Origin of the sequence: Arenibacter troitsensis (assembly GCF_900177645.1) — a bacterium.
GTDB classification, from domain to species: Bacteria; Bacteroidota; Bacteroidia; order Flavobacteriales; family Flavobacteriaceae; genus Arenibacter; species Arenibacter troitsensis.
Window position 1 is genome coordinate 75,103 of sequence record NZ_FXAO01000003.1, and the last position, 24,451, is coordinate 99,553.

Below are 24,451 nucleotides of genomic sequence, written 5' to 3' on the forward strand. Positions count from 1 at the left end.
GCGCGGCTGTGGAAATTGCGTAGATTTAAAGAAATTTAAAATCAGCCTAGCGTTTTTTGGTTCGTTTTTTGGGCGATGCAAAAAATGAACAGAACACTAACTTGAGATACTAAAGCATAACTTTTTGTAATTCACACACAACTTTTGGGATTGATCTAATAAGAGAAGGCCGACTTTATGGAGTAGGCCAAAAGTTATGGGAAGCGATGTTTTTTTAGTTTGGAAACTACTACTTGTTTATATAAACTTACTTAAATCTTAGCCGCCAGCCTACTGGCCTGATCTATGGCGCGTTTGGCGTCCAATTCGGCAGCCACATCTGCCCCTCCAACCACATGCACTTTTATTCCTTGTGCCTCCAAAGGTTTCAATAATTCCTTGAACGGTAATTGGCCTGCACATATGATAACGTTGTCTACTGTCAATACTTTTTGGGCTCCGTTTTGAATATAATGCAAGCCTTCATCATCAATTTTGCTGTATTGCACCTGGTTGATAAACTGTACTTTTTTATTTTTTAAGCTCGTTCTATGTATCCAACCGGTGGTTTTTCCCAGGCCACCACCAAATTTTCCCTTGCTCCGCTTCAACATAAAAATTTCCCTGGGTGAGGGGTGCACTTTGGCTTGCACTCCTTCAATTCCACTACGGGCATTCATGGTCTTGTCAATGCCCCATTCCTTTAACCAAGCGTCAATATTTAAAGCGGTGCTTTCACCCTCATGAGCCAAATATTCGGATACATCAAAACCAATTCCTCCTGCACCAATAACTGCGACCCGTTTGCCAACAGGCTTTTTTAATTTCAATACCTCTATATAGCTCAGCACTTTGGGGTGATCAATCCCTTCAATTTTTGGAGTTCTTGGTACAATTCCGGTGGCTAAAATAACTTCATCAAAATGCCCATTTATTAAATATTCGGCGTTTACACGTGTATTTAATTGCACGGTTACCTTATGTAATTCCAATTGGGTATTAAAATACCGAATGGTTTCGTAGAATTCTTCCTTTCCCGGAATTTGTTTGGCCATATTGAATTGCCCACCAATTTCTTTGTCGGCATCAAAAAGGGTCACCTCATGTCCACGTTGTGCTGCAATGGTTGCTGAAGCCAACCCGGCAGGACCGGCACCTACCACAGCTATTTTTTTCTTTTCTTCTGTAGGAAGATAATTAAGTTCGGTTTCATGGCATGCTCTCGGATTTACCAAACAACTGGCTACTTTTTGGGCAAAAACGTGGTCTAAACAAGCCTGATTACAACCAATACAGGTGTTTATTTCATCGGCCCTATCGTTTTGAGCCTTATTGACCCATTCAGGATCCGCTAAAAATGGCCTAGCCATCGAAATCATATCCGCATGACCTTCTGCCAGCACTTTTTCCGCGGTTTCCGGCATATTTATCCTATTGGAAGTAATCAAGGGAATAGAAAGTTCTTCTTTCATTTTTTTGGTCACCCAAGAAAAGGCAGCGCGCGGTACCGATGTGGCTATGGTGGGAATTCGCGCTTCGTGCCAACCAATTCCTGTATTGATAATCGTAGCACCGGCCTTTTCAATTTCCTTGCCCAAGGTTACTACTTCCTGCCAACTGCTTCCTTTTTCCACCAGATCCAACATGGATAAACGATAGATGATAATAAACTCCTTTCCTACCGCTTCACGCGTTTGTTTTACTATCTCTATGGGCAAACGCATTCTATTTTTGTAGTCACCGCCATAATCGTCTGTACGCCGGTTTGTTTTTTCTACAATAAATTGGTTGATTAAATAGCCTTCAGATCCCATGATTTCCACACCATCATAGCCTGCCTTTTTTGCTAGTTTGGCCGAATTCACAAAATCGCGAATGGTACGTTTAATACCAGACGGTTTTAGTTCAAAGGGTTTAAAGGGAGTAATGGGCGACTTTATAGCCGACGGGGCCACCGCAAAAGGATGATATCCGTAGCGCCCGGAGTGCAAAATTTGCATACATATTTTACCACCTTCCCTATGTACAGCCTCTGTAATTACCTTATGGTGCCTGGCGTGTTTTTTGCTGCTCATACGAGCTGAAAATGGGGCCGTCCAACCTTGTATGTTCGGGGCAATTCCACCAGAAACAATTAGTCCAACACCACCTTTTGCCCGCTCGGCATAATAGGCTGCTATTTTTTCCAGGCCATTTTTTTGCTCTTCCAAGCCTGTATGCATGGAACCCATTAGAATACGATTTTTAAGGGTTGTAAATCCTAAATCCAGGGGTTCGAAAATATGTTTATACTTGGTCATTTTCTTATGATTTTTACTATGCATGCATAACAATTGACAAGGTAAGAATTTTTTGTGTTGAACTCAAATAAAACGGTAGGGTAGAGGTCCGCGGGACATTTTACCCTTATCGATAGAAATCAATATTTTGTCCAATATCCCCCAAAAATGTTTTTATGCGATTAAACCTATTTTGAAAATTTAGGTCAAAGTAGTGAAAGTATACTTTAAAGTTTAACCTTTTAAATTTTTAACTATGAAAACAAATAGCAAAATATATTTCGTCCTGTCCTTTTTACTTATAGGTGGTATATATGTAGGTACGGCCCAAACCCGGACACGTACTACTACGACAACCAAAACTACCAGAACGGTAACGAAAAAAACACCCCATAGGGTGTCCAGTAAAAGAGTGGTTTACAGAACCCCGACCAGGAAGGTTGTTTCTGTAAGAACAGTACCCAATAGAAAAGTGGTGAAGTACCAAGGACAAAATTACTACTATTCCAACAATAGGTTTTACACCTATTCTAGAGGCCGTTATATTGTAATTGCTCCCAAAATTGGATTTAGAATAAGTACCTTGCCTGCCAACTATCGCAGAATTCATTTTAATAACCATATCTACTTTACGGTAGGCGGCACTTTTTATACCCAAATAGGGAACGAATATGAAGTGGTTGAACCAGAAATAGGGACTATAGTCTATGAACTTCCGCAAGATTATGAAAAAGTGACCATTGACGGACAGAACTATTACGAGTACGGCAATATTCTGTATGAAAAAGTACAGGTAAATGGCACTAGGGCCTATGAAGTTGTAGGTATTATAGATCTCGAATAGTTATCAGAAATAGCGGTCTTTTAAAAAAGCGTTTATCCATCCCAGGGTAAACGCTTTTTTTGGTTTGGTTTGGGCGGGGGATTATAAAAAAGCGGTACACTAGTCCAATCTATTAAATGCATAGAATTTTAGCCCGCAGATCTTCAAGCCTTTAATCCCAATTTCAAATTTATAAGTCTTAAAAAGCATAGTTTCTGGAAGTGAATTGACCGCATAAACCTTTGCAATTAGCGGTATGCCCATATATGATATAGGAGTTGCCTTGCCGATCAATTTAATACCCTACAGACATCACCATAAAATTTTGTATGATCGTTTATATGTGTTAAAATCACCCTAGGTTAAAATACTATAGGTATTCATCAAGAATAGTGATACTACTTAGTAGGCATACAACTATTTTTATCGATTCTACAACTAATATAAATTATGAAAAAATTATTCTTAAGTTTTTGTTTAATAATGGGGTTGGCTACCAAAGCGCAAACGTATGCAGATCAGCCGTTTCTCCAAGACAGTGCCGAAAAGTTTTCTTTGGAAGAAGGGCAGGGGAATTTGGCTTTGCATCAAATTGCCAGTGATCGGAATAAAGCCATTAAATTGCTTAGCAGCCAGGGCCTGATGCTCCCATATGAAAAAACCATCCGTCAAGATGTTCAATATCGACCTTTGATCGATATGAACATTGTTGCCATGACCCAGTATCAAGGTCAGTTTGTTTATTTAACGGACAAGGCAGTTTTAAGCAACGCTTGGGCCGGTAAGGTGTACATTAAGCATAACCTAAAGGCTCCCAAAGCCATGGGCATAGGTCCCGATCTATTGACTTTGATAGCAGGAGAAGGCGATTTTGTTGTTTTTAAGAACGATCAGGAAATTTGGAGGTCTTCTATAGACAACCCCAAGCCTATATCCGTTCAATATGACCCTAATTCCGGTCAGTTTTTACTATTAACCGCAGATGGTCTCTACCAAATAGATGGTAGTTCAAAATTGGCCAGAAAGGTGTTTAGCGGCACTAATTTAACAGCCTTGACCCTGCATGATGGCAGCATTGTTTTGGGAACTACCAATGGCGTACAGGTTTTGGACCGCAAAACATTTGTCCCAATTAAACTGGACCAAAAACTGCCTTGGACAGAAATTACAATGGTTAAAAATATTCGAGGTAGTCTATGGCTCGGATCGACCAAAGGGGCTTTTAAACTACGTGAAGATGGCAAATATGATTATTACGCTTCCAAGCGATGGTTGGTGGACGATCAGGTGGTGGACTTGGCTGAAGGACCTGACGGAAGTGTGCTGGTCCTTACACAAAAAGGGATGAGCAAAATTAACTTCGCACCCATGACACTGGCACAAAAAGCGGAGTATTTTCAAGAAATTCAGCGTTTACGCCATATTCGTTACGGTTTTACCTCCGATCTGTCTATGAGAACACCCGGTGACCTTTCTACGGGTTACTTTCACGATACGGATAATGACGGCCTATGGACTTCCATGTACTTGGCAGGGGAGTTGTTTAGGTACGCGGTAACCAAGTCTGAGGATGCCAAGCAAAATGCTTACGAAGCCTTTGAAGCCATGGAAAGATTGACGGCACTTCCTAATTTAAAAGGGTTCCCTGCAAGGTCTTTTGAGAGGGATGGTTATGAAGTTGGACTTCACGCCAATGGATTTTCCGAGGAGTGGAGAAAGCAATGGGAAAAAGAAAATGGAAGGATATGGCAGTTATCCGATGATGAGCTTTGGAGATGGAAATCCACGACCAGTAGCGATGAATCTTGTGGACATTTTTTCGTCTACGCACTTTTTGCTGAGCTCGCTCCGGATAAGGAATGGCGGGATAGGGCCATACATCAAATAAAAATTGAGATGGACCATATTATGGATAACGATTGGTACCTCATGGATTGGAATGGAAAGCCGACCGCTTGGGGCAAATGGAATCCGGATTATGTAAATAGCTTCCCCATCAATGTTGGGGATCGCAGATTGAATTCCACCCTTATTCTGTCTTTCCTACAAACGGCCTATCATTTTACACAGGATAAAAAATATAAGAAAGGGGCCGAAAAGTTGATAAAAAAATATGGCTACGATGAGAATGCCAACAGACCGGCCACAGTGATCGGTTTTGTAGAAGGGGAGGATTTAAGCAATAAATGGAACCATTCCGATGATGAAATGTATTTCTTGACCATTCCCGGATTTGTTAATTATTCCTTTTCCGAAGAACAGAAAGAAGCACATTTTAATGCAGCAAAAAGCCATTGGGAAGTGGAACGCTCTGAAAAAAATCCACTATGGAATTATCTCTTTGCGCTTACCGGAGGAAAAAATATAGATAGTGAGGAATCTGCTTGGTGGCTGCGCGAGTTTCCAATGGACCTCATCGATTGGAAAATTGATAATGACCATAGAAAGGACTTGACAAAAATAGCACCCAATTTTAGAAGTCAGACCTATACCGAGGTGTTGCCGGGAGACGAGCGCACATTACATTTGCACAATGGCGCGTATAGGAACAATGGTGGAAGCGATGGCAAACGGGAATATGCCCCCTATATCTATTTGTTGCCCTATTGGGCAGGTAGGTATGTGGATGCCATTGGTGCACCACAGGTAGAATAATAAATGGATCAACACTTTATAAAAAAGGGAAGTCCAATGGACTTCCCTTTTTTTTGCACCACATTTTTAATATCCTTTAAAATGTAAATCCTATTTTGGCGTAATAATAGGCTCCGCCATTACCCATCAGTACATAGGTCACTTCTTAAAAATCCACCTGGCAGGTATCCGTTTCGGTAAGGGCGGGCGGGCTTATTATACGACCCGATGACAGGGGAGTAGCAACACTGAACTTTTTCATGAGGAGCTTGAATTCTTTGTATAAAAATAATAAGCTCTGAATAAATCCTATTGGAGATTCACAACTACCAAAATAAAACTATAGGCCAGCAATTTGTACATGGGGGTGGAATGGCAATTAAATGTTATATAGCTTATTTACATTGCTTTTGTATGTTTGTCCAATAGGAATTCTATACTCGTTTATCAAAATGCTATTACCTTCTATAAATTTAATTTTATCAATCGCAACAATAAACGATTTGTGAACTCTCAAAAAATTATCTTCCCTTAAAATAGATTGATAATGGGATATTTTTTCATGGCTTACAATCATTTCACCCTTTAAGAACAATTTGGTATAGTTTCCGTAGGCCTCAATAAAGAGTAGGTCCTTCAAATCTATTTGATGATACTTTTTATCCCCTTTTATAAAGAATCGCGTGGAAGTTTCAGAAGTAATTTCTTTTGAAACTGTTTTAGACAATTGTATTTCGGAAACTTTGTTTACGGCTTTTACTAATCGGTCAAAACTAAAAGGTTTTAAAATATAATCTACCACATTCAACTCAAACCCTTCTAAAGCATGTTGCTTATAGGCAGTTGTAATTATGGTTGCTGGCGGATTTGATAATGTTCTTAATAAATCCAAACCTTTTAATTTAGGCATGTTGATATCCAAAAAAATAAAATCGACAGTACTTTTATTTAGATATTGAATGGCTTCCATTGCGCTGTAACAATTTTTTTCCAATTGTAAATGTGGTAACATGCTACAATACTCTTCAATAATTTCATGAGCCAACGGTTCATCATCAATAATTATGTATTTAAGCATGTTTAGCAATCTTTAAGGTGGTTATATATAGGTTATTGGACACATCAACTTTTAACTCGTGTTTGTTTTTATATAATAAAGATAGTCTACTTCTTAAATTTTGTAACCCTATCCCGTTTGTTGGACTTATTTCATTAGGATCAAAATTATTTTCAATTGAAAAAATAATAAAATCCGTTTCTTCCTTTAAGGTAATATGAATAAAGGCATTTTCTGCTAAAGTTTCAATGCCGTGTTTGAAGGCATTTTCCAATAGAATAATGAACAACAAAGGGGCAACCGTTAAACTGGTATCCACCTCATGATTAAAGGCAATCTCAACAGACTTTTTATAGCGTATTTTATGTAATTCAATATAGTTATTTAAGTATTCTATTTCATCTTCAAGGGTCACCATTTCCTTATCTCCTTCGTAAATGGTATATCGCATCATATCCGATAATTTTAGAATTACCTCCGGAGCTTTTTCGGAATGTTTTACGGTCAATGCATACAGGTTATTTAAGGTGTTAAAGAAAAAATGTGGGTTTATTTGCGTTCTTAACAATGCCAATTCTGCCTTTGCTTTATCCGCTTTAAGGTTTTGAACCCATTTCCATTGCTCAAAAAGCCAAATAAGAAATAAAACAGGAATTGGTAAAAAAAATAAATAGAAAGGAAAGTCTTCTTTTATTTTTAGGTATGTCTCCAAATTCCCGGTAAACAATCTTAAGTACAGAAAATATAAAAATAAAGGACCATATATAAATGCAATTAACTTCCAATATTTTTTTATAAAAGCAGGAATTAAAAGATAGGCAAAGCCAAACCAAAACGCCATTAGAAGCACAAAAGTGACTGGATTATCGGGCATCTGCATATAAGAGTCTATAAACAAGGCAACAAAAAAGAGCACCATTAAGCCCAATACATTTAAAACCGTTCTCTGTTTAGTTTTTAAATAGTGGTAATGATAAAATGGCAATGCCGTTAAAATCCCCCAAAAAACGGCGTAAATAACTATTTCCAACGGATTGTTTTTTGGAAGGTGAATAAATTCAAAATAATTCATCACATAGAATATTGGAAACATCAGTAGAACCCCAATAAAAAATGCTTTGTATTTATTAAAAAACTGTACCATAGAACAAAAATAAGTACGTAATACTGCAATAACAAGAAAGTTGATAGACACTACTAAAATCAACACGAACGCCATTGTTATCTACATGAACATAATTGATACGGTTTTTCATTACATAGGGCTTTATAAGGAGGTTGTACATCATATAAATTATAAGGGACTCTTTCTTCAATTTATGTTTGTCCCTAATAAAAACCAAAACAGCACATTTATTAAAAATCAACAGTTATGAATACACTACGGATCCATAATTTAAGCAAGACCTATCCTAATGGTGTTAGGGCATTAAACGACATTAATTTAGAAATCACCAATGGAATGTTCGGTTTGTTGGGAGCTAATGGAGCTGGCAAGTCGTCCTTGATGAGAACTATTGCATCATTACAAGAACCTACTTCTGGAAGTATTTCCTTTAATGGTTCCGATATCATTAAAAAGCCAGAAGATATGAGGAAATATTTAGGCTATTTACCACAGGAGTTTGGTGTATACCCAAAAATTTCGGCCGAAAAATTATTAAATCATTTGGCAGTTTTAAAAGGAATATTAGATGCAAAGCAACGTAAAGAGCATGTTACGGCATTGTTGCAACAGGTTAATTTGTATCAACACAGAAAAAAATCAGTGTATACATTTTCCGGTGGTATGCGGCAACGTTTTGGGATAGCACAAGCCTTATTGGGAAATCCGAAGTTAATTATTGTAGATGAGCCAACTGCAGGTTTGGATCCAGAGGAAAGCAATCGCTTTTTAAACTTATTGAGCGAAATAGGAGAGAACGTTATTGTCATTTTATCCACACACATTGTTGAAGATGTAAGAAACCTATGTCCCAAAATGGCCATATTATCTAATGGTGAAATTATTTCTGAAGGAAATCCGAAGGATTTGGTTGCGAGTATTGAAGGCAAAATATGGACAAAGACGGTACCCAAAAAAGACATTGAAGGGTATAGAAAAACCTTTGATGTTATCTCAACAAAATTAGTTGCAGGTGAAACACAACTCAGCGTATTATCAGATCATAAACCTGAAGATGGTTTTGAAGCTATTACACCCAATTTGGAAGATTTTTATTTCGCCATACTCTTTAAAAATTCAACAAAAAAGCAATAGGTCATGTTTACTAGATTATTAAAATTTGAAGTTTTTTATCAATTAAAACAACGTGCATTTCCAATATTCACGGTCCTATTTTTGTTCTTGGGGTTTTTTGTGGGTAGACAAGGATTTGCACCAACAGGTGTTAATTATAATTCCGTATATCAAGTGTATTTCCACACAAGTCTGTTTACGCTAGGAAGTGTTTTTATCATCATGTTCTTTGCCATTAGTGCCATGCTTAGAGACAAGCAATGCCTTATGGAACAGTTAATATTCAGCTCATCCATACAAAAGGCCAATTACTACTGGAGCAGGTTTATAGGCACGTTTGTATTTAGCGTCCTGGCATTTACACCATTTATATTAGGCTATATTTTCGGGAATTATTTTTCTGATCTGGATGCAGAACGTTTAGGCGATTTTCAATTGCTAACGTATGTTCAACCATGGTTATATATAGTTGTGCCAAATATATTTGTCTGTTCGGCCGTCGTATTTTCTGTATGTACCCTAACAAAAAACAGCACAGCAACGTATGTAAGTGCCGTCTTTGTTTACATGCTGTATTTTGTTAGCTCCCTCTTTTTAAATTCGCCTTTATTGGCACAAGCCGTTCCAGCATCACCGGAAAGTATGGCCATTGCTGCAATTGCGGATCCCTTTGGTATTGCTGCTTTTTTTGAGCAAACACAATATTGGACACCTTTTCAAAAAAACTCACAATTACTATCTTTTTCCGGATTGTTTTTATGGAATAGACTGGTTTGGATAGCAGTAGGTTTGGGTATTTTATGTGGTACCTACCGCTTGTTCTCTTTTAGAAAAATCGCTAAAAAAGTAAAAAAAGCCAAAAAAATAACGAGCCAAAATACCCCATTGGTAGCTTATAAACCTTTACAGACATTACATAATGCCAAAGCACAGTATTTCGCATTTTTCTCTTTGCTAAAGATGGAATTGAAAAGTGTGTTTAAGGGTTTGCCATTTATTGCGGTATTGATTATGTGGTTGGTTATTGTGTTTTCAGAATTATATAGCACAGTTATTAGTGGTGGGGAATATGGCGTTAGTCAATATCCATTTACAAATCAACTCATAAGTTTAATAGTAAACCCTTTAACGCTCTTTAGTCTTATTTTAATTATTTTTTATTGTGCCGAAATTGTTTGGAAAGAGCGAAGCATACACTTCAACTTAATTATTGATGCCTTACCAACAAAGAACAGCGTGTTCTTTCTCTCAAAATTTTTTGCCATCCTACTATTACCGGTCATCCTAATTACAACCGGAATTATAATGTGCATCCTGTTTCAGATAAGTTTAAACTATACAAATTTTGAGTTGGGCCTATATGCCTCTTTATATTATCACTACGGATTACAGCTTGCTATATTCAGTATGATTGGGTTGTTTATTGGCAGTTTGGCAAAAACCAAATATTTAGGAATGGGTGTTTTTGGTTTTTTTGTGCTCTTATGCCTAAAATCTGATACCATTGGTCTGGAACACCCATTAACAAGTCTTGGGTTTATGCCAAGAATGTCTTACTCAAATATGAATGGTTTTTATGGCGGATTAAAACTATATCGCCATTTGTCCATCTATTGGTTGGCTTTTGGTTTGTTAATAATGTTGGTCACTTTTAAAATTTGGAATAGAGGCGTAGTGGCCAACTTTTCAACCAAATTAAAACTACTAAAAAGGGATTTTACAAACGTTCAAAAAGTATCATTTTCATTCCTATTCGTAGTAGGTATAAGCTTCGGCGGTTTGGTTTTTTATAATGTGAACTTTGTTTCAGATTATGAAACAGCAGACGACAGTTTGGAATTTAGAGAACAGTACGAAAAAAAATACAAACAGTACGAAGACTTGGTACGACCATATTCCATATCTAGAAAAACAGAAGTTGCTATTTTTCCTGAAGAACAACGTTATACCATAAAGGCAGATTATGTCTTGAAAAACGGAGGGGAACAACCTATATCCAAAGTTTTTGTTACACAACGTCTTCCGTTGGAAACCATCGCTATTGAAAATGCAAATTTAGTTACCCATGACAGTTTGTTCGGTATTTATATATTTCAGTTTGAAAAGCCGTTACAGCCCAACCATACGGTAGGCTATAATTTTAAATTAAAACACCATCGTAAAGGTTATGAAGAGGACAAAACCATTGTAAATAATGGTACCTATATTACACACACAAATTTTGAACCTATATTGGGGTATAGCTCCGGATTGGAAATTACAGACAAAGTTGAACGGGAAAAGAGAAATTTACCAAAGCGTGAAGTAGAAATTATCTCTGATGCACATATTGCTCTTGAAGATTTTAACAATGAAAAAACAGATTTCGAAACCATTGTATCTACCAGTAGCAAGCAAACGGCATTGAGTTCGGGTAACTTGGTAAAAAAATGGGCAGAAAATAATAGAAACCACTATCACTATAAAACCAAGAATAAAGTCGTTCCAATGATTGCCTATTTTTCAGCCGACTACAAAACCAAAAAAGTGGATTACCAAGGAATTTCCATTGAGCAGTATTTCGATGAAGCGCATTCATTTAACATTGAAGACATTGAAAACAGCGCCAAACAAACCATAGATTATTGCGAGGAAAACTTTGGGGACTATGCTTTTGACCATATTAGAATAGCAGAAGTGCCATCGCATTGGTCTTTTGGTGGCTTTGCGCATCCAGGAATGGTAAGTATGGTTGAAGACCGTTTGTATTTAATGGATGTTAGTCAGGAAGAAACATTTAATTTGGTTGCTAAAAGGGTCATTCATGAAGTTGCACATCAATATTGGGGACATACGCTGTCTGCCAAACCAGTTGCAGGCGGGGCTGTCCTTATAGAAGGTTTTGCAAAATATACCGAAGCCGTTGTTATGGAAAAAATGTACGGCAAACGTGCTGTATACGCCTTGAGTGAAAATGCCAGGAGGCGTTATTTTTCAGGAAGATCATTTGCAACCTATCTAGAACCACCGGTTTACAAAGTACATGGTCAAGGTTACATTTCCTATGGAAAAGCATTGAATGTGATGCTGGCATTACGGGACCTTATTGGCGAAGAGCAAGTAAATCGTGTGTTAAAAAAAATAACCGATATCTATCGCAACAGTGCCACCTTGGAAGCCAATACCATTGAATTTTTGGATTTGGTATATAAGGCTACGCCAAAGGAGCACCATCACTTAATAGACGATTGGTTTAAAAAAATAATAACCTACAACTTAAGCATAGAGGACAGTTCGTATAGGGAATTGGAAAATGGTACTTATGAGATTACTACCACCGTAAAATCCAAGCGATTTGAAACGATAGGTAATGGGGAAATAATCCAAAGAGGAATAAACGAACCTATTAAAATTGGAGCTTTTACCACGCATCCATCCATGGTAAAAGAGGACAGCTCTATATTGTATTATGAGTCCAATCAAATCAATAAGGAAATTACCGAAATTAAGTTTATAGTAAGCGAAATTCCCAATTACATTGCTATTGATCCTTATGGAACGCGTTCTGATGAGAATTTAGTGGATAATGTATTTAGATTTTAAGATGAATTCTAAAAAAAGTTAGCTATTAAACGACACCCACCCTTACGCCCGCCATGCCTTTTGGGCAGGTGCCTCTATTCGGGTACGGACGGACCTAATAACTGACCGACCGGAATTCCGGAGTATGTGGAAGGGCAGGAGGGGAGGGCAAGGTTTGACTGCCGCCCTTTAAGCCGATGCGTGTAATGGGATTTTATCTGAAAACGCTGAAAAATAAGAAGTGTTGCAGTAATTTTGTATGGAAGAACTTTATATAATTTCAAAAACTTGCTGGAGAAAAGACCACCATTGCCCCAGGAACAATTTATGGATGCCGATTATTTCACTTATTGTTTGGAAGGGGTTCCAGACATAGAAACGGACAAGATTACCGAAGCACAGGAAAATCTGGAACAATTGGCCATGCAGTACGGGGTAGCCAGCATATATAAAACATGCGACACCATTGAAGGATTGGAAGATAGTCTAAATGCATTGGTTCTGGACGACCATCATTTTAAGGATTATGAAATCATCTATTTGGTCATGTCCGGTGAGGCCAATAGTATTTGCCTAAATGGCTATTACTATAGTTTACAGGAAATTGCAGAACTATTGGAAGGAAGGTTAAAAGGAAAGATTTTACATTTTTCAAATGCAAAAGTGCTGGATTTGGACGAAGAGGAAGCACAATATTTTTTGGATATCACCGGAGCAAAGGGTGTTTCTGGCTACGGTAAGGAATTTAATGGAATAAGCAGCGTAAATCTTGATAAGGCATTCTTCAGCTTATTTCAAGAAGATGCCCATATGCTGGATGTGGTAGAAGAGTTGCACCAAAGACATTACCATGTCTGCAAATTGCTCGATTTTAGATTGTATTATTAGTGAAACTCAATTTTGGGAAGTCAGTAAGACGCGCTGAATATTGAAAGTTGAACCAATCCCGCTTTTTTTTTCGGCGGGATCTAGGTTCAATACCTCGACCCTTAGGTTCGTGCCCTCAGCAGTATGCATCACAGAGCAGCTTTGAGTAAAAGTTGTCAATAACAATTGACTATATTCACAACAACTGCGTAGAACAAGGATTAGTTAAGGACCAGTGGCTTGGAAATATAACAGCGCAAGGCACTATGAGAAGGATGATTCGGTTTTAAAATAGATAATGACGGCATTCATTTAGGTATACTGGAATTATGGGGAATAGTAGAAAAGATTAAGATGGAGGGTATGGGCACGAGCGTGAGGCTCGCGCCAGCGTGGGGGGTACGGGCGGGCTTGGCCAACTTTGTCGTTCATGCGGGCCTATTATGCGAGCCGATGGTAGGAGGGGAGTTACACCGAACTTGTCGTGAGGTGCATGAATTTCTTTTAACCAAAAACTAGTTATGAATAAATGTGTTTGGAATGCCATCTTGATTCATCGGCTCCTACATACCTAAAATCATTATTTCCAAAGGCTATACGATGAAACCCATTTTGAGTAACACTTTTAATCATTTATTTCCTTGGTAATTGTAGAAATCGAATAATTACCATGCGTATCTCTGCTTATTACCCGAATTGTATATGTTTCACCATAATCAACATAAACAGTAACCGGTCCGGCAAATAAATTTGAAATATTAACAATTTCAATTTCTTCACTATTAATTACCCTGATATCGTAAGATAAGCTGTCATTATCTTTATCACTACCGGTCCAAGAAACGCTAAGAGTTGAATTTGTATTATAATAAACGGCAGTTATCTCGGCAGCATAGGGAACGAAATTACCAAAAGGCACTCCTGGTGTTGTAAATGAAAAGGTGTCACTTAGGGTTTCACCATCTAAATTTTTAGATGTAATTGTCCATGCGTATGATTTTCCTTTATCTAATAGCACCTCTGCCTCATTAGCTGAATAGGTTTCTGACAGCACCTCAGTTTCTGATTCAACTATTTTTATAATATAGCTCGTAGCCTTTTCGGCACTTGTCCAGCTTAGCGCTATAATAGCCTTGTCTGGTTCTCCAAACGCTTCTGTAAAGTCGGAACAAGATTCTCCGTTAGCAGGTAGTATCGCTGTAGATTTACTCGGTAAGTTCAACATGGGTTCTGGCATTTTCTGTATTTCATTAGATTCTTTTTTTGAACAAGAGAATATCAGTAAAAAACAAAGTATTACCATAAGGGAGTGTATCCAATGTCGTGTTTTCATTTTTTTATGACTTTAAATATTTTAGTCTTTTCATTTGTTTTAGCATGCACAATATACATTCCAGATGGGTAACCATCTAAATGCAAAGATGCCAATGGCGCTAACATTTCTTCATAGAGCAATTGTCCTGATGAATTAAATATTTTGACATCACATGCCTCTAAATTCCCAGAAAGTGATAGTAAACCTGAAGTTACTGTTGGGTACATAATGATTTCTTCATCAAAAGAAAAACTATCCACGAATATACCTTGACATTCATTTTTCCCGGTAATTGTAATCGTATTTGAACTTGTTAGATTAGTAAGGATAATCTCGTTATCCTTATCAGTATCAAAAGTGAATATTTCTTGTGTACCGTTTATATTTACGGTATACTGCTTACTTCCGGAAAGAACATAGCTAGCAGTTTTGTTTTTGAAGTCTATTCCTAATGATTTGCCAGATATTTCATTTATTTCATGAATAGTAATTCCGAATATTCGTTGGTACTGTATTGCTGAAATGCTAACAGTAATTTCATATGAACCTGACCTCAAATCATTAATTTTAAAATTTTGATCTAGACTAACAAGGTCGAAACCTTCATCTCTTCCTTCTCCAGTAATATTAATCTCAAAGTCATAACCTTCCAATGTGCTTGCAATCTCTATGCTTCCATTTGCAGCATTGCGACAAGTTGGTGTTAAAGTGTAAATGCTGATTGCATTCCCATCAATCAAAGGACAGCCTTGATTATTTACTATAATACCTTTTGGAGTGTTCTCACAAAAATCATCCTCGTTTGAAACACCATCATTGTCATCATCAGGTGGAATTATTAGTTCCGTTAAAGACCTTTTAAAAACACCTTTGGAATCAGTTCCGGCGTATAGCTGATCATCAGTAACTAATAGTTTCCTGATTTTTACTTTAAGTCCTTCATTTGCCGAATACCAACGATTTCTTCCCAGTTGACTTACTTGAAGGCCATTATCTGAAGCGGCATAAATTATATTGTTTTGGATAGTAATATCGTTAATTGGACTATGATCAGATGGAGTGAATTGTTCCCAATTTTGCCTAAAACCATAATTTAAAAATAGGCCTTTGTTTGTGGAAACATAGAGTATATCATTTTCCATTTCAATCTCCTTAATATAATAATCCGAGGCAGGAATAGTAATATCGCTCCAACTTTGACCTAAATCATTTGAATAATAAATGTTGCCAGTTGTATTACCGATAACCATATGGGTATCTTTTATGAATACCTGAATAAAATATGATGTTGGTAATAAACCTTCCTTCGATGTCGTATTCCAACTTGTTCCATCATCAGTTGATATATATATAAAATCGTTGGTTCCTACAACAAAAATACCGTTGTCATAGTCCATATCAATAACTTGATCATTTGGGTTTGGAGTGAACTTATTTGCCCAGTTATCTCCATTATCATCAGAAACAAACATTCCTCCTGTATTTAAAGCGTACAACTTATTGTTATAAAATTCTATTTGAGACATAGATTTATGGCTTTCCGAATTAAAGAGGCCATTATTTATGGTGGTCCACGTTTGTCCATTATCAATAGACCTGGAAATACCTAGAGCAAAATTTGTACTGAATATATAGTTTTCATTTGTTGCAAGGTCGGTAATAGTACTTGCAATAAACCCGGTGTTATTTTCAACCCAAGAAATACCATCATTTTCAGATTGATATATACCCTCATCCGTTACCATTATTATTTTGCTTTCAATGAAGAGCAGACTTTGAACCATAGTTCTGGCTTCTTGATTTTTCGTTAATATCCAGTTGTCTCCATTATCACTAGAGGTATAGTATCTTCCACCCCAAGTGGTCGCATACATTGAGCCTTCATGGGCTAAAAGACTAGGAATACTGGCTAAATTTTCTAGGCTATTTTGGTTCCAGGAAATAAGATTATCCGTTGACGTATGAACATTAGTGCCAAGTGCTAAATAAAAAACTCCGTTTAATTTACCTAAAGCAGATATAGTTTTAGTATCAGAGACTGGAATACTTATTTCTGTCCAACTTTCACCTTGATCATCTGATTCATATAATACTTGACTGCCCCCAACATATATTTTATTATTGAAGCGAATGATATGTGGCCAAAGCAATGCTGTAATCCCTTCGCTTTTATTCAACCAATTTAGTCCACCATCGCTTGTATATAGTACTTCTCCATTAGTGGTAACAGCAAATATTTGAGATCCCTCAACCAAAAGATTATTAACATGTGTAGACGATAAGTTTCCTGTAATGTTAGACCAATTAATGCCCTCGTCTATAGATTTGAATACACCATGTCCTCTAACACTAGTATAAACAACTCCATTGTCTTCATAAATAGTATAAATATGAGGATAATTCGGCAAGCCTGTATTACTAAGGGCCCAAGATGCACCATTATTGTTTGATGTGTATATTCCACCTTGGCCAGCATTCAAGATCATGGTAGTTCCGACCTTCAGTACTTGATGAGCTGTACCGCCTAAAGGACCTCCGGTTTTAATCCATTGTGATGTCATACTATTTAAGAACATTATGTTTAGAATAAACAGTATTGCCAATGTCTTAATGTTTTTCATTTTAAAATTTGATTATTTAATTTTGAAAATAAATATAAATTAATCCTATTAAGATAACGCAATAAAAAAGAATTAGGTATTTCCAGTTGAGGGCTTCCCAGTTTTTGAAGCCCATATGATCTACGATCAAGCAGAAACTCAAAAAAAGTTTCTTTGGAACATGTTTGTTCGCAAGGGCTAAAAAATTATCTCGCTTTGCCAACGCACATCTCGCTCATATTTTAAAAGGTCTACTAGACCTTCCAAAATACTGCCGTTAGGTGTTGCGGCAAATTAACGATAATGTCTTAGAAAAAAATCTTGCACACATTTCCTCGAATAATCGAATTCTAAATGAATCTAAAGGGCTAGCTTTTAAATGGCGCCCGCCCGAACGAATTCATTCGGGCAGGTTTGGCAGCGGCTATTTAGATAGCCCTTGGACGGAGAATTTCGTGTTACAAAATTCCTTGGCTTAAAAGGAATATGGAAATTATAGGCCTAGTCAATTATAAATATCCTGTGGAGAATTACAATTACTGGCGGGATGGTGCGGTAGCATTGATTTCATACTAGCCGCAAATTAGCTTTTACATACGCGATAAAAAGTAATTACTCTGTGGGTGATTATTTTTATCGGCGGGTAATGCCACTTGCTGGCGCGAGCGTCACGCTCGTGCCCTCAGCAGTATGCATCACAGAGCAGCTTTGAGTAAAAGTTGTCAATAACAATTGACTATATCCACAACAACTGAGTAGAACAAGGATTAGTTAAGGACCAGTGGCTTGGAAATATAACAGCGCAAGGCACTATGAGAAGGATGATTCGGTTTTAAAGTAGATAATGAAGGTATTCATTTAGGTATACTGGAATTATGAGGAATAGTAGAAAAGATTAAGAGGCATGTTATGGGCACGAGCGTGACACTCACGCCAGCGTGGGGAACCAATCCCGCTTTTTCGGCGGGATCTAGGTTCAATACCTGGATACATAGGTCGATTCCAATATTGGGTTCAGGGCTTGCCCTGAGGATCAATACCTTTTATTAAACCCATATTGCCACCGGAAAACCAATAAGACGGCATAAAAATAGAAGATCTTATAGATCTTTTATTTTTTGAGCGTCCTGATAACTACCTTACATATTGTTTGTAAATAAAATGAAAACCTTTGAAAGTCTATGGTTTTTCTGTAGTTGCTCTACAAATATTATTCATAACTTTTTGGTCTCCAAATAATTAGCACTTACAATTTTCTTCCCCCACTTTTTTATGTACAAAATGCCAGATATGAGAGTGGCAAAATCAGTTAGATAAATTGTATTTACCAAGAAAGGTAGATATAAAATTCATATAAACAATCAAAGCCTTTAATTATGAAAAATACATTAACATACCTTTGCTTATTTCTCCTTGTATATAATTCTTTTGGTCAACCAAAAAAGACTCTTAATACAAAATATGATGTCGACGTAAATTTGGAGGATAAAAATCAAAAAATATCCTTTATTGTTGGCATTGGAGGAAGTTATATTGGCAACAATCTTTATCAGAACCCTGTTGTGAACGTTGTTAATAAATATGTAATTTTAGAGGAGGCTCAAAATTATAAAACGAATATTAGTTTAGGAATTGCATATACAGGTAGTTCATTAAGATTACGTAACGGAATAAAAGTACCCTACGGATTAACATTTGCCACATTTATAAATCCAATCGCTTTAAATCAAGTTTCCGATAGTGAGCAAGGTTTTTTTAACATGGTTGATTTTGGCGTTGGATTAGGTTGGAAATTTTCTGGTAGTATGATGATAATGGGTACGGTCGAATTTTTTAATGTAAGGCAGCCTAAGGAATGGTTTATAGAAGAATACGGTAAAAACAACAAGCAATTTCTTGTAGAAAATGCACCTCAAATATCGTTTGATTCTAGTGATGATAATATTTTCAAAAACCAAATGGCAACTACAATTGGGTTCAAAATCTGCTATACTTTTGATATAATCAAAAGTTACATAGGTCAAAATGGCAATTCAACCGATAAAACTTCCACCCCAGCAATCGAAACCCCAGAAGGTGATACATCTACTACAACTACAACCAATCTGTAACTGACTGAACCTATATGAACTCAAAAATGTTAATTATGGCTTACTAGTGAGGAACAATTATTTAAGTATAGCGTGTTGGATTCCTTTGACATAATATCTGCCGATATCTACTATTATATCAAATAGCAAAGCTATACGCAGTTTTACTAAATTGACATAATTTTTAGGATAATGTACCGTGTTAAATAATTTGAGCTTTGTTTGAAAGCGAATGTTGATACTTCAGTTTCTTGAAAAAATTTATTCTCAAAAGTTTCTTCTACAATGTTAATGGAACACTTTTTATGCGACGACGTAGGAGGGAAGCGTAATGTGTGTGGAATGGCTTTAAACTATATCTTCAATAATTAACTCTTTGTTTTTAAAAAACGCATGCATAATTTTTATTGTATCCTCATCTTTTACAATTGAAAATTCGTGAATTCTATCTTTGTAATTACCTTCATAATTATTTAAGAATATTTCTGGATATTTTCCAATATTTATAAATATTCCCATTTCATAATTTAAAAAGTAAAACATTTGTTCTAATTTCTCATAATCTTCTACTGATGCTCTTTCATTTCCATTTAACTTAAAAGCAAAATTTACAAAATTATTTTCATTTGCATTTTCTGTTATACCAGCTTCAATAGGAATATGAATAAGCAAATCAGGTCGTTGTGTAACTCCATAATGTTCTAAATTCCGTTTTTGAACTTCCGCTTCTAATATTGTATACTCTGGGAAAATTTTCTTTCCCTCTAACTGATTCGATAGAATTCGATAGAATTCAGTTTGAAAACCTCTTTCGGATCTATAATATCGTGGTATTATTATATTTTTTAAAGTATTTATAACCTCGTTTAGTATTGCCATTTTTCTACTATAAATGATATTAAATTAATCATCAGAATCTGTTTTTACTACAACTTCTGATCGAGCTTCTATATCTATTTGTAAAGGAATTAATGCACTATATTTATTAAGAATGTTCGCATATAAATCCACTTCTGCTTTTGGTGTAGTAACAGTCAAAATAAGTGCAAACTTAACTTTTTTAACACCATTTCTGTTTCCTCTTCCTAAGGCATGAATATGAAAAACGGGTTCATCAATACTTTTTGAAAATTTAGTTACCTCACGCGCATCTAAACTATCCCACTTCAAATCTTCTTTTAACTCTAATTCTGTTCTAAATTGAGGTTTGGCTGAATCTGTTTGAGGAAAATTACTTTGTTCCCAACCATTCAAGAGAAGATATTCCATTCTCTCAGGGTTTTTAGATATGTCAACAATTTCAGATTTTTTAGCATCGCCATCTAAATCAATTCCTGTATTATTTTTGAATACATATTTATTGCGATTTGGATAAAATGCAACTTCAACAGAAGAGGTTGTGTAATCATCAGAGCTTAGCTGATCTATATCAGTTAATAATGCAACAGTCCACTTAAAATTAGCTTTCCCTTTTGTTATATTCTCATCCCATGGAATTAAAAATTCTGCATATTTAGCAGGATCTAATTCACCTCTATAAATTAAGGTATATGATTTATCGTTACATGAAATAATATTTTCCATTTCATCAGGTATAATACCATGACCCATTTCCAAGCAATGACTACCATTAAGGTTATTATCACGAGCTGAATGTATCATTAATGCTTTAGCAGTTAAAGTATCAACCGTGTTATTTGATTCACCAACTAAACGACCTGCCAATGAAGCTGCAATAGGACTTGCAAAACTTGTACCTTGACTCCATACTTTGCTTCCAAGGTTTTGAGACACCAAATGAATTGGATGTTGGTCGCAACCTCCGAAAGCCATTATATCTGGTTTCATTTTACTGCCTTCCCGACCTGGTCCAATGCTACTATATGGTGCTCTTATCGAAACACCTTTTCTATTTGTAAAAGCTCCTACCGCTAAACAATTGACAGCATCAGAAGGAGATTGTATTCTTTCATAACCTTTAATATGCCCATCATTTCCTACTGCTACACAAAAAAGAACTTCATGATCGATACTTAATAAATCACAAGAGTAAGTAAAACGACTTATACTGTCATCCAAAATTGGTCCACTTGGACCTAAACTTAAATTATATACTTTAATACCTTTATTATTAGGTATGATTTTTTCAATCGCATCTATTGCGTCATATAATTCTGGATCATTTGTATTAGAAGAAAGAACTCCAAATGTTTTCACTGAAACAAGTGGTTCAGGCAGTGTGTCACCAGTAGAATAATTATTTAAAGGACCAAACAATACAGCTCCTGTAACTTGAGTTCCATGTTCAACATACCCAGGAATAGGGCTTCCAGTAACTGAAAATTCTGACTCGCTGTAGTTTTTGGTATAAGGATTACTATCATCTAAACCACCATCAATCACTCCTACAACTGTTTTAGACTTTTTAGTAAATTTTGGAATATTTGGACCTCCAGTTAAACTCGTGCCACGTGCGATAGAAGGTAAATCTCTCATCTTTAGAGGATGTATAGTTCTTAAAGGATTATAACCTGATAAAGAATCTAAAATATGTTTATTACCATTGAAGCTAATAAATGAAACACCACTTCTATATTGCTTAAATTTCACATCATTAGTATTTACGCCAGCTTTTGATAAATGATTGATAAAATGATCTAAAGTTTTATCCTTATCTATGCCAAAAGGATGAAGAACAGCTTCAAGTCTTCCTTGTTTCCAATCATCTGGCAAGCCCAAAATTTGTTCATTGGTTGGTAATATTCCTAAAGTTGAAATTTTTCTTATATCTGTTTGAAAGCTTTTAGTTAAAGTTGAAGAGCTTTTCTTTAACTGATTTTCAAATTTTGTTAAACTTTCTTCTGTAGCCCTTACAAAGAACATTTTGGAAAAAATGGGAGCAACATATTCTTCAGATTGAACATCTGTAATTTCATTGGAATCATAATCTTTATTTCTCCAAACTCGTGATCCAATTTCAGTAAGCCCAAATTTTTCATAACCCAAATCAAAAAGAGTTTCTGGGTAATATGATTTCGCTGAAAATTCAGGTTGTAGTGTTAAACTTAAAATAATTTCATTAGGCAATCTTGCCGAATCAGGCATTTTTCTAAGTACTTCTCTGGTTTCATGGATATCATTCAGTACAAACTCTTTTGCTTGTTCATAAGTATAAGGCATTGCTTTTGGGCCACCACCACCTCCTTTAGACACTGGTTCTCCATAAACTTGTCCATTATATAGAATCGGTCTTCTTTTTTTATTTTCACTCATGATTTATTCTTTTTTAAGTGATGTTGGACTCCTGCAGGACTTAGTCCTGATATTTCAGCTAACTCTCTTACAGTTATGGAGTCTCCCAATAATTCTTTAGCTATAACACAAAATCGAGCACGAATTTTTTTATCATCTTTAAACCCATCTAGTTCCTCAAAAAGAGCAACTAATGGTTTTTGATTTCTTAAAACACTTCTTCTTTTTACATTATTAGCATATTTACATATATCAGCTGGACTACTTTCAATAAAGAATTCTGAAATTGGTTCTAATATTGAGGTAGAAGTGTTTGATAATTCTAAAAATTCAGCTAGTTCCTTATTTAAAATGGACAAGCGCTCACTTTTCTTTGGTAACGGTAAAGTTATTATATGATCAAATCTTCTCCAGATTGCTTTATCTAATAATTCAGGATGATTACTTGTTGCAATAAAGACAGAAGAAACTGGCCAATCTTCAAGTTCCATCAATAATATATTAACAACCCTTTTTATTTCTCCTAAATCTGTATTATCATCTCTCTTCTTTGCAATAGCATCAAATTCATCAAACAATAGAACTGAAGGATTTTGTTTAGCATATTGTAAAACTTTCTTAAGATTAGCTCCTGTTTTACCCATTAAACTAGACATACTAGAAGAAAGATCAAGTGTTAAAAGGTTTTTATTAAGTACAGAAGCAATATGCTTAGCTAGCATAGTCTTTCCGGTTCCTGGTTGACCAATCAAAAGAATACTTGTAGAAGGCTTTATGTTTTTTTCAAGTAAAAGATTTATTTTATTTCTTTCATCCAAAAAACCATTAATCTTATCTTTCAAATCATCTGGCAAAATAGGGGAGACATTCGAATCGATATTTGGAGTGCTCAATGTTGCCATTTCTAATTGAGAATCATAATCAATTGGCAATGGTCTACCAACGCTCCTAATTGCAGCACCTCCATTAATTGAAAAGGAGCTAATAGCTTGATTAATACTTGTGGAAACTTCAGGTGCATCTTTTTTTATACTTCTTGCTAAACTTAGTGCAGCTAGTTCAACAAGTTTTGATTCACCTATTAAACCTGCGTTTACCAAATCAACAATAAATTTCTTTGTCGATGGCTTCAATATATTTGTTTTTAGAGTCATATTTATATTTACTGTACAGCAAAAATATACATTATTATTGAACTCACAAACATTTTGTTTAGTTTTTATAATATAAATACAAAAACCGTACAAACATTAAGTTTGTAGCACTTAAGGTTTTTGGCCTCATAAAATTTTGGCAAAACAATAGGAGAAATGAGCGTCCATATTTTAGGGGTTTAGCAATAAGGTTTATTAAGAGTTCATATTATTCAAGCGATTTCAAATCAATGTTAAGTAGTTCCAATGTTTCCTAAAATATAGCGAATGAACCGTAAACCCGCCCGTACCGAAAAGGGTACGTTCGGGCGGGTTGTTTCCAAAATTATATGCGGCCTTGAATTTTTGTTTCTTTTGTTTCAAGACAAAAGATAATGAAACATTAAAAAAAGGATTAATTAAAGTTCTAAATATAACAAGTGCATAGAATTTTATTTTTACTCAATTATTTAATTATTTGCAAAAACTTTAAAGGAGTTCGTGAATCTCGTAAAAACTCGATTTCATAAAATTTATGCTCTTGTGGCAAGCTGACTAGAATGATGTGAAAAATTTACAGAAACTTTCTGGATTATATGCCAGCAGCTTTAACTCGCTCAAA

General features: G+C 35.8%; 14 protein-coding genes. 6 read left to right on the forward strand and 8 right to left on the reverse strand.

Going from position 1 to position 24,451, the window contains the following annotated elements:
- Window positions 1-251: 251 nt before the first annotated feature.
- Entirely contained in the window at window positions 252-2,279 is a 2,028-nt protein-coding gene (locus B9Y87_RS07465) for an NADPH-dependent 2,4-dienoyl-CoA reductase (RefSeq protein ID WP_085497734.1), read from the reverse strand.
- A gap of 235 nt (window positions 2,280-2,514) precedes the next feature.
- Here B9Y87_RS07465 and B9Y87_RS07470 point away from each other — a divergent pair, with 235 nt between their 5' ends.
- Together B9Y87_RS07470 and B9Y87_RS07475 are read left to right on the forward strand one after the other, a co-directional pair.
- Entirely contained in the window at window positions 2,515-3,102 is a 588-nt protein-coding gene (locus tag B9Y87_RS07470; RefSeq protein ID WP_085497736.1) for a DUF6515 family protein, read from the forward strand.
- A 429-nt stretch (window positions 3,103-3,531) separates the two neighbouring features.
- On the forward strand, window positions 3,532-5,736 hold the full coding sequence (locus tag B9Y87_RS07475; protein WP_085497738.1) for a hypothetical protein: 2,205 nt from the start codon (window positions 3,532-3,534) through the stop codon (window positions 5,734-5,736).
- Window positions 5,737-6,094: 358 nt separating this feature from the next.
- Here the strand turns inward: B9Y87_RS07475 and B9Y87_RS07480 are convergent, their stop codons facing one another.
- The gene (locus B9Y87_RS07480; RefSeq protein ID WP_085497739.1) at window positions 6,095-6,793 is read right to left on the reverse strand and encodes a LytR/AlgR family response regulator transcription factor; all 699 of its coding nucleotides are present in this window, start codon (window positions 6,791-6,793) and stop codon (window positions 6,095-6,097) included.
- Window positions 6,786-7,844 (reverse strand): sensor histidine kinase, encoded by a 1,059-nt coding sequence (locus B9Y87_RS07485; RefSeq protein WP_245808673.1) that lies wholly within the window; start codon window positions 7,842-7,844, stop codon window positions 6,786-6,788. Before B9Y87_RS07485 ends, B9Y87_RS07480 begins: the two co-directional genes overlap by 8 nt.
- A gap of 300 nt (window positions 7,845-8,144) precedes the next feature.
- Between B9Y87_RS07485 and B9Y87_RS07490 the strand changes: the two genes are divergently transcribed.
- The 3 genes from B9Y87_RS07490 (at window position 8,145) to B9Y87_RS07500 (ending at window position 13,460) form a co-directional block, all read left to right on the forward strand.
- A complete protein-coding gene (locus tag B9Y87_RS07490) occupies window positions 8,145-9,032 on the forward strand; it encodes an ABC transporter ATP-binding protein (RefSeq protein WP_085497743.1) in 888 nt (295 codons plus the stop codon).
- A gap of 3 nt (window positions 9,033-9,035) precedes the next feature.
- Complete coding sequence (locus B9Y87_RS07495; RefSeq protein ID WP_085497745.1) at window positions 9,036-12,593, forward strand: ABC transporter permease/M1 family aminopeptidase; 3,558 nt, start codon at window positions 9,036-9,038, stop codon at window positions 12,591-12,593.
- Between the two features lie 306 nt (window positions 12,594-12,899).
- On the forward strand, window positions 12,900-13,460 hold the full coding sequence (locus tag B9Y87_RS07500) for a DUF6642 family protein (RefSeq protein WP_176225617.1): 561 nt from the start codon (window positions 12,900-12,902) through the stop codon (window positions 13,458-13,460).
- A gap of 604 nt (window positions 13,461-14,064) precedes the next feature.
- On the opposite strand, the gene B9Y87_RS07505 is transcribed toward B9Y87_RS07500, so the two are convergent.
- Both B9Y87_RS07505 and B9Y87_RS07510 read right to left on the reverse strand, forming a co-directional pair.
- Window positions 14,065-14,772 (reverse strand): fibronectin type III domain-containing protein, encoded by a 708-nt coding sequence (locus B9Y87_RS07505; RefSeq protein ID WP_085497749.1) that lies wholly within the window; start codon window positions 14,770-14,772, stop codon window positions 14,065-14,067.
- Entirely contained in the window at window positions 14,769-17,375 is a 2,607-nt protein-coding gene (locus B9Y87_RS07510; protein WP_085497751.1) for a YCF48-related protein, read from the reverse strand. The genes B9Y87_RS07505 and B9Y87_RS07510 overlap by 4 nt, the downstream gene beginning before the upstream one ends.
- A 1,355-nt stretch (window positions 17,376-18,730) precedes the next feature.
- Between B9Y87_RS07510 and B9Y87_RS07515 the strand changes: the two genes are divergently transcribed.
- Window positions 18,731-19,465 (forward strand): hypothetical protein, encoded by a 735-nt coding sequence (locus B9Y87_RS07515; protein ID WP_085497753.1) that lies wholly within the window; start codon window positions 18,731-18,733, stop codon window positions 19,463-19,465.
- Window positions 19,466-19,792: 327 nt separating this feature from the next.
- Here the strand turns inward: B9Y87_RS07515 and B9Y87_RS07520 are convergent, their stop codons facing one another.
- Genes B9Y87_RS07520 through B9Y87_RS07530 form a run of 3 tightly spaced genes read right to left on the reverse strand, consistent with a single transcriptional unit; the run spans window position 19,793 to window position 23,829 of the window.
- Window positions 19,793-20,323, reverse strand: coding sequence for a hypothetical protein (locus tag B9Y87_RS07520; RefSeq protein WP_085497754.1), 531 nt, complete (start codon window positions 20,321-20,323; stop codon window positions 19,793-19,795).
- Window positions 20,324-20,347: 24 nt separating this feature from the next.
- Complete coding sequence (locus tag B9Y87_RS07525; RefSeq protein WP_085497756.1) at window positions 20,348-22,717, reverse strand: S8 family peptidase; 2,370 nt, start codon at window positions 22,715-22,717, stop codon at window positions 20,348-20,350.
- Complete coding sequence (locus tag B9Y87_RS07530) at window positions 22,714-23,829, reverse strand: AAA family ATPase (protein WP_176225610.1); 1,116 nt, start codon at window positions 23,827-23,829, stop codon at window positions 22,714-22,716. The genes B9Y87_RS07525 and B9Y87_RS07530 overlap by 4 nt, the downstream gene beginning before the upstream one ends.
- Window positions 23,830-24,451: the final 622 nt, after the last annotated feature.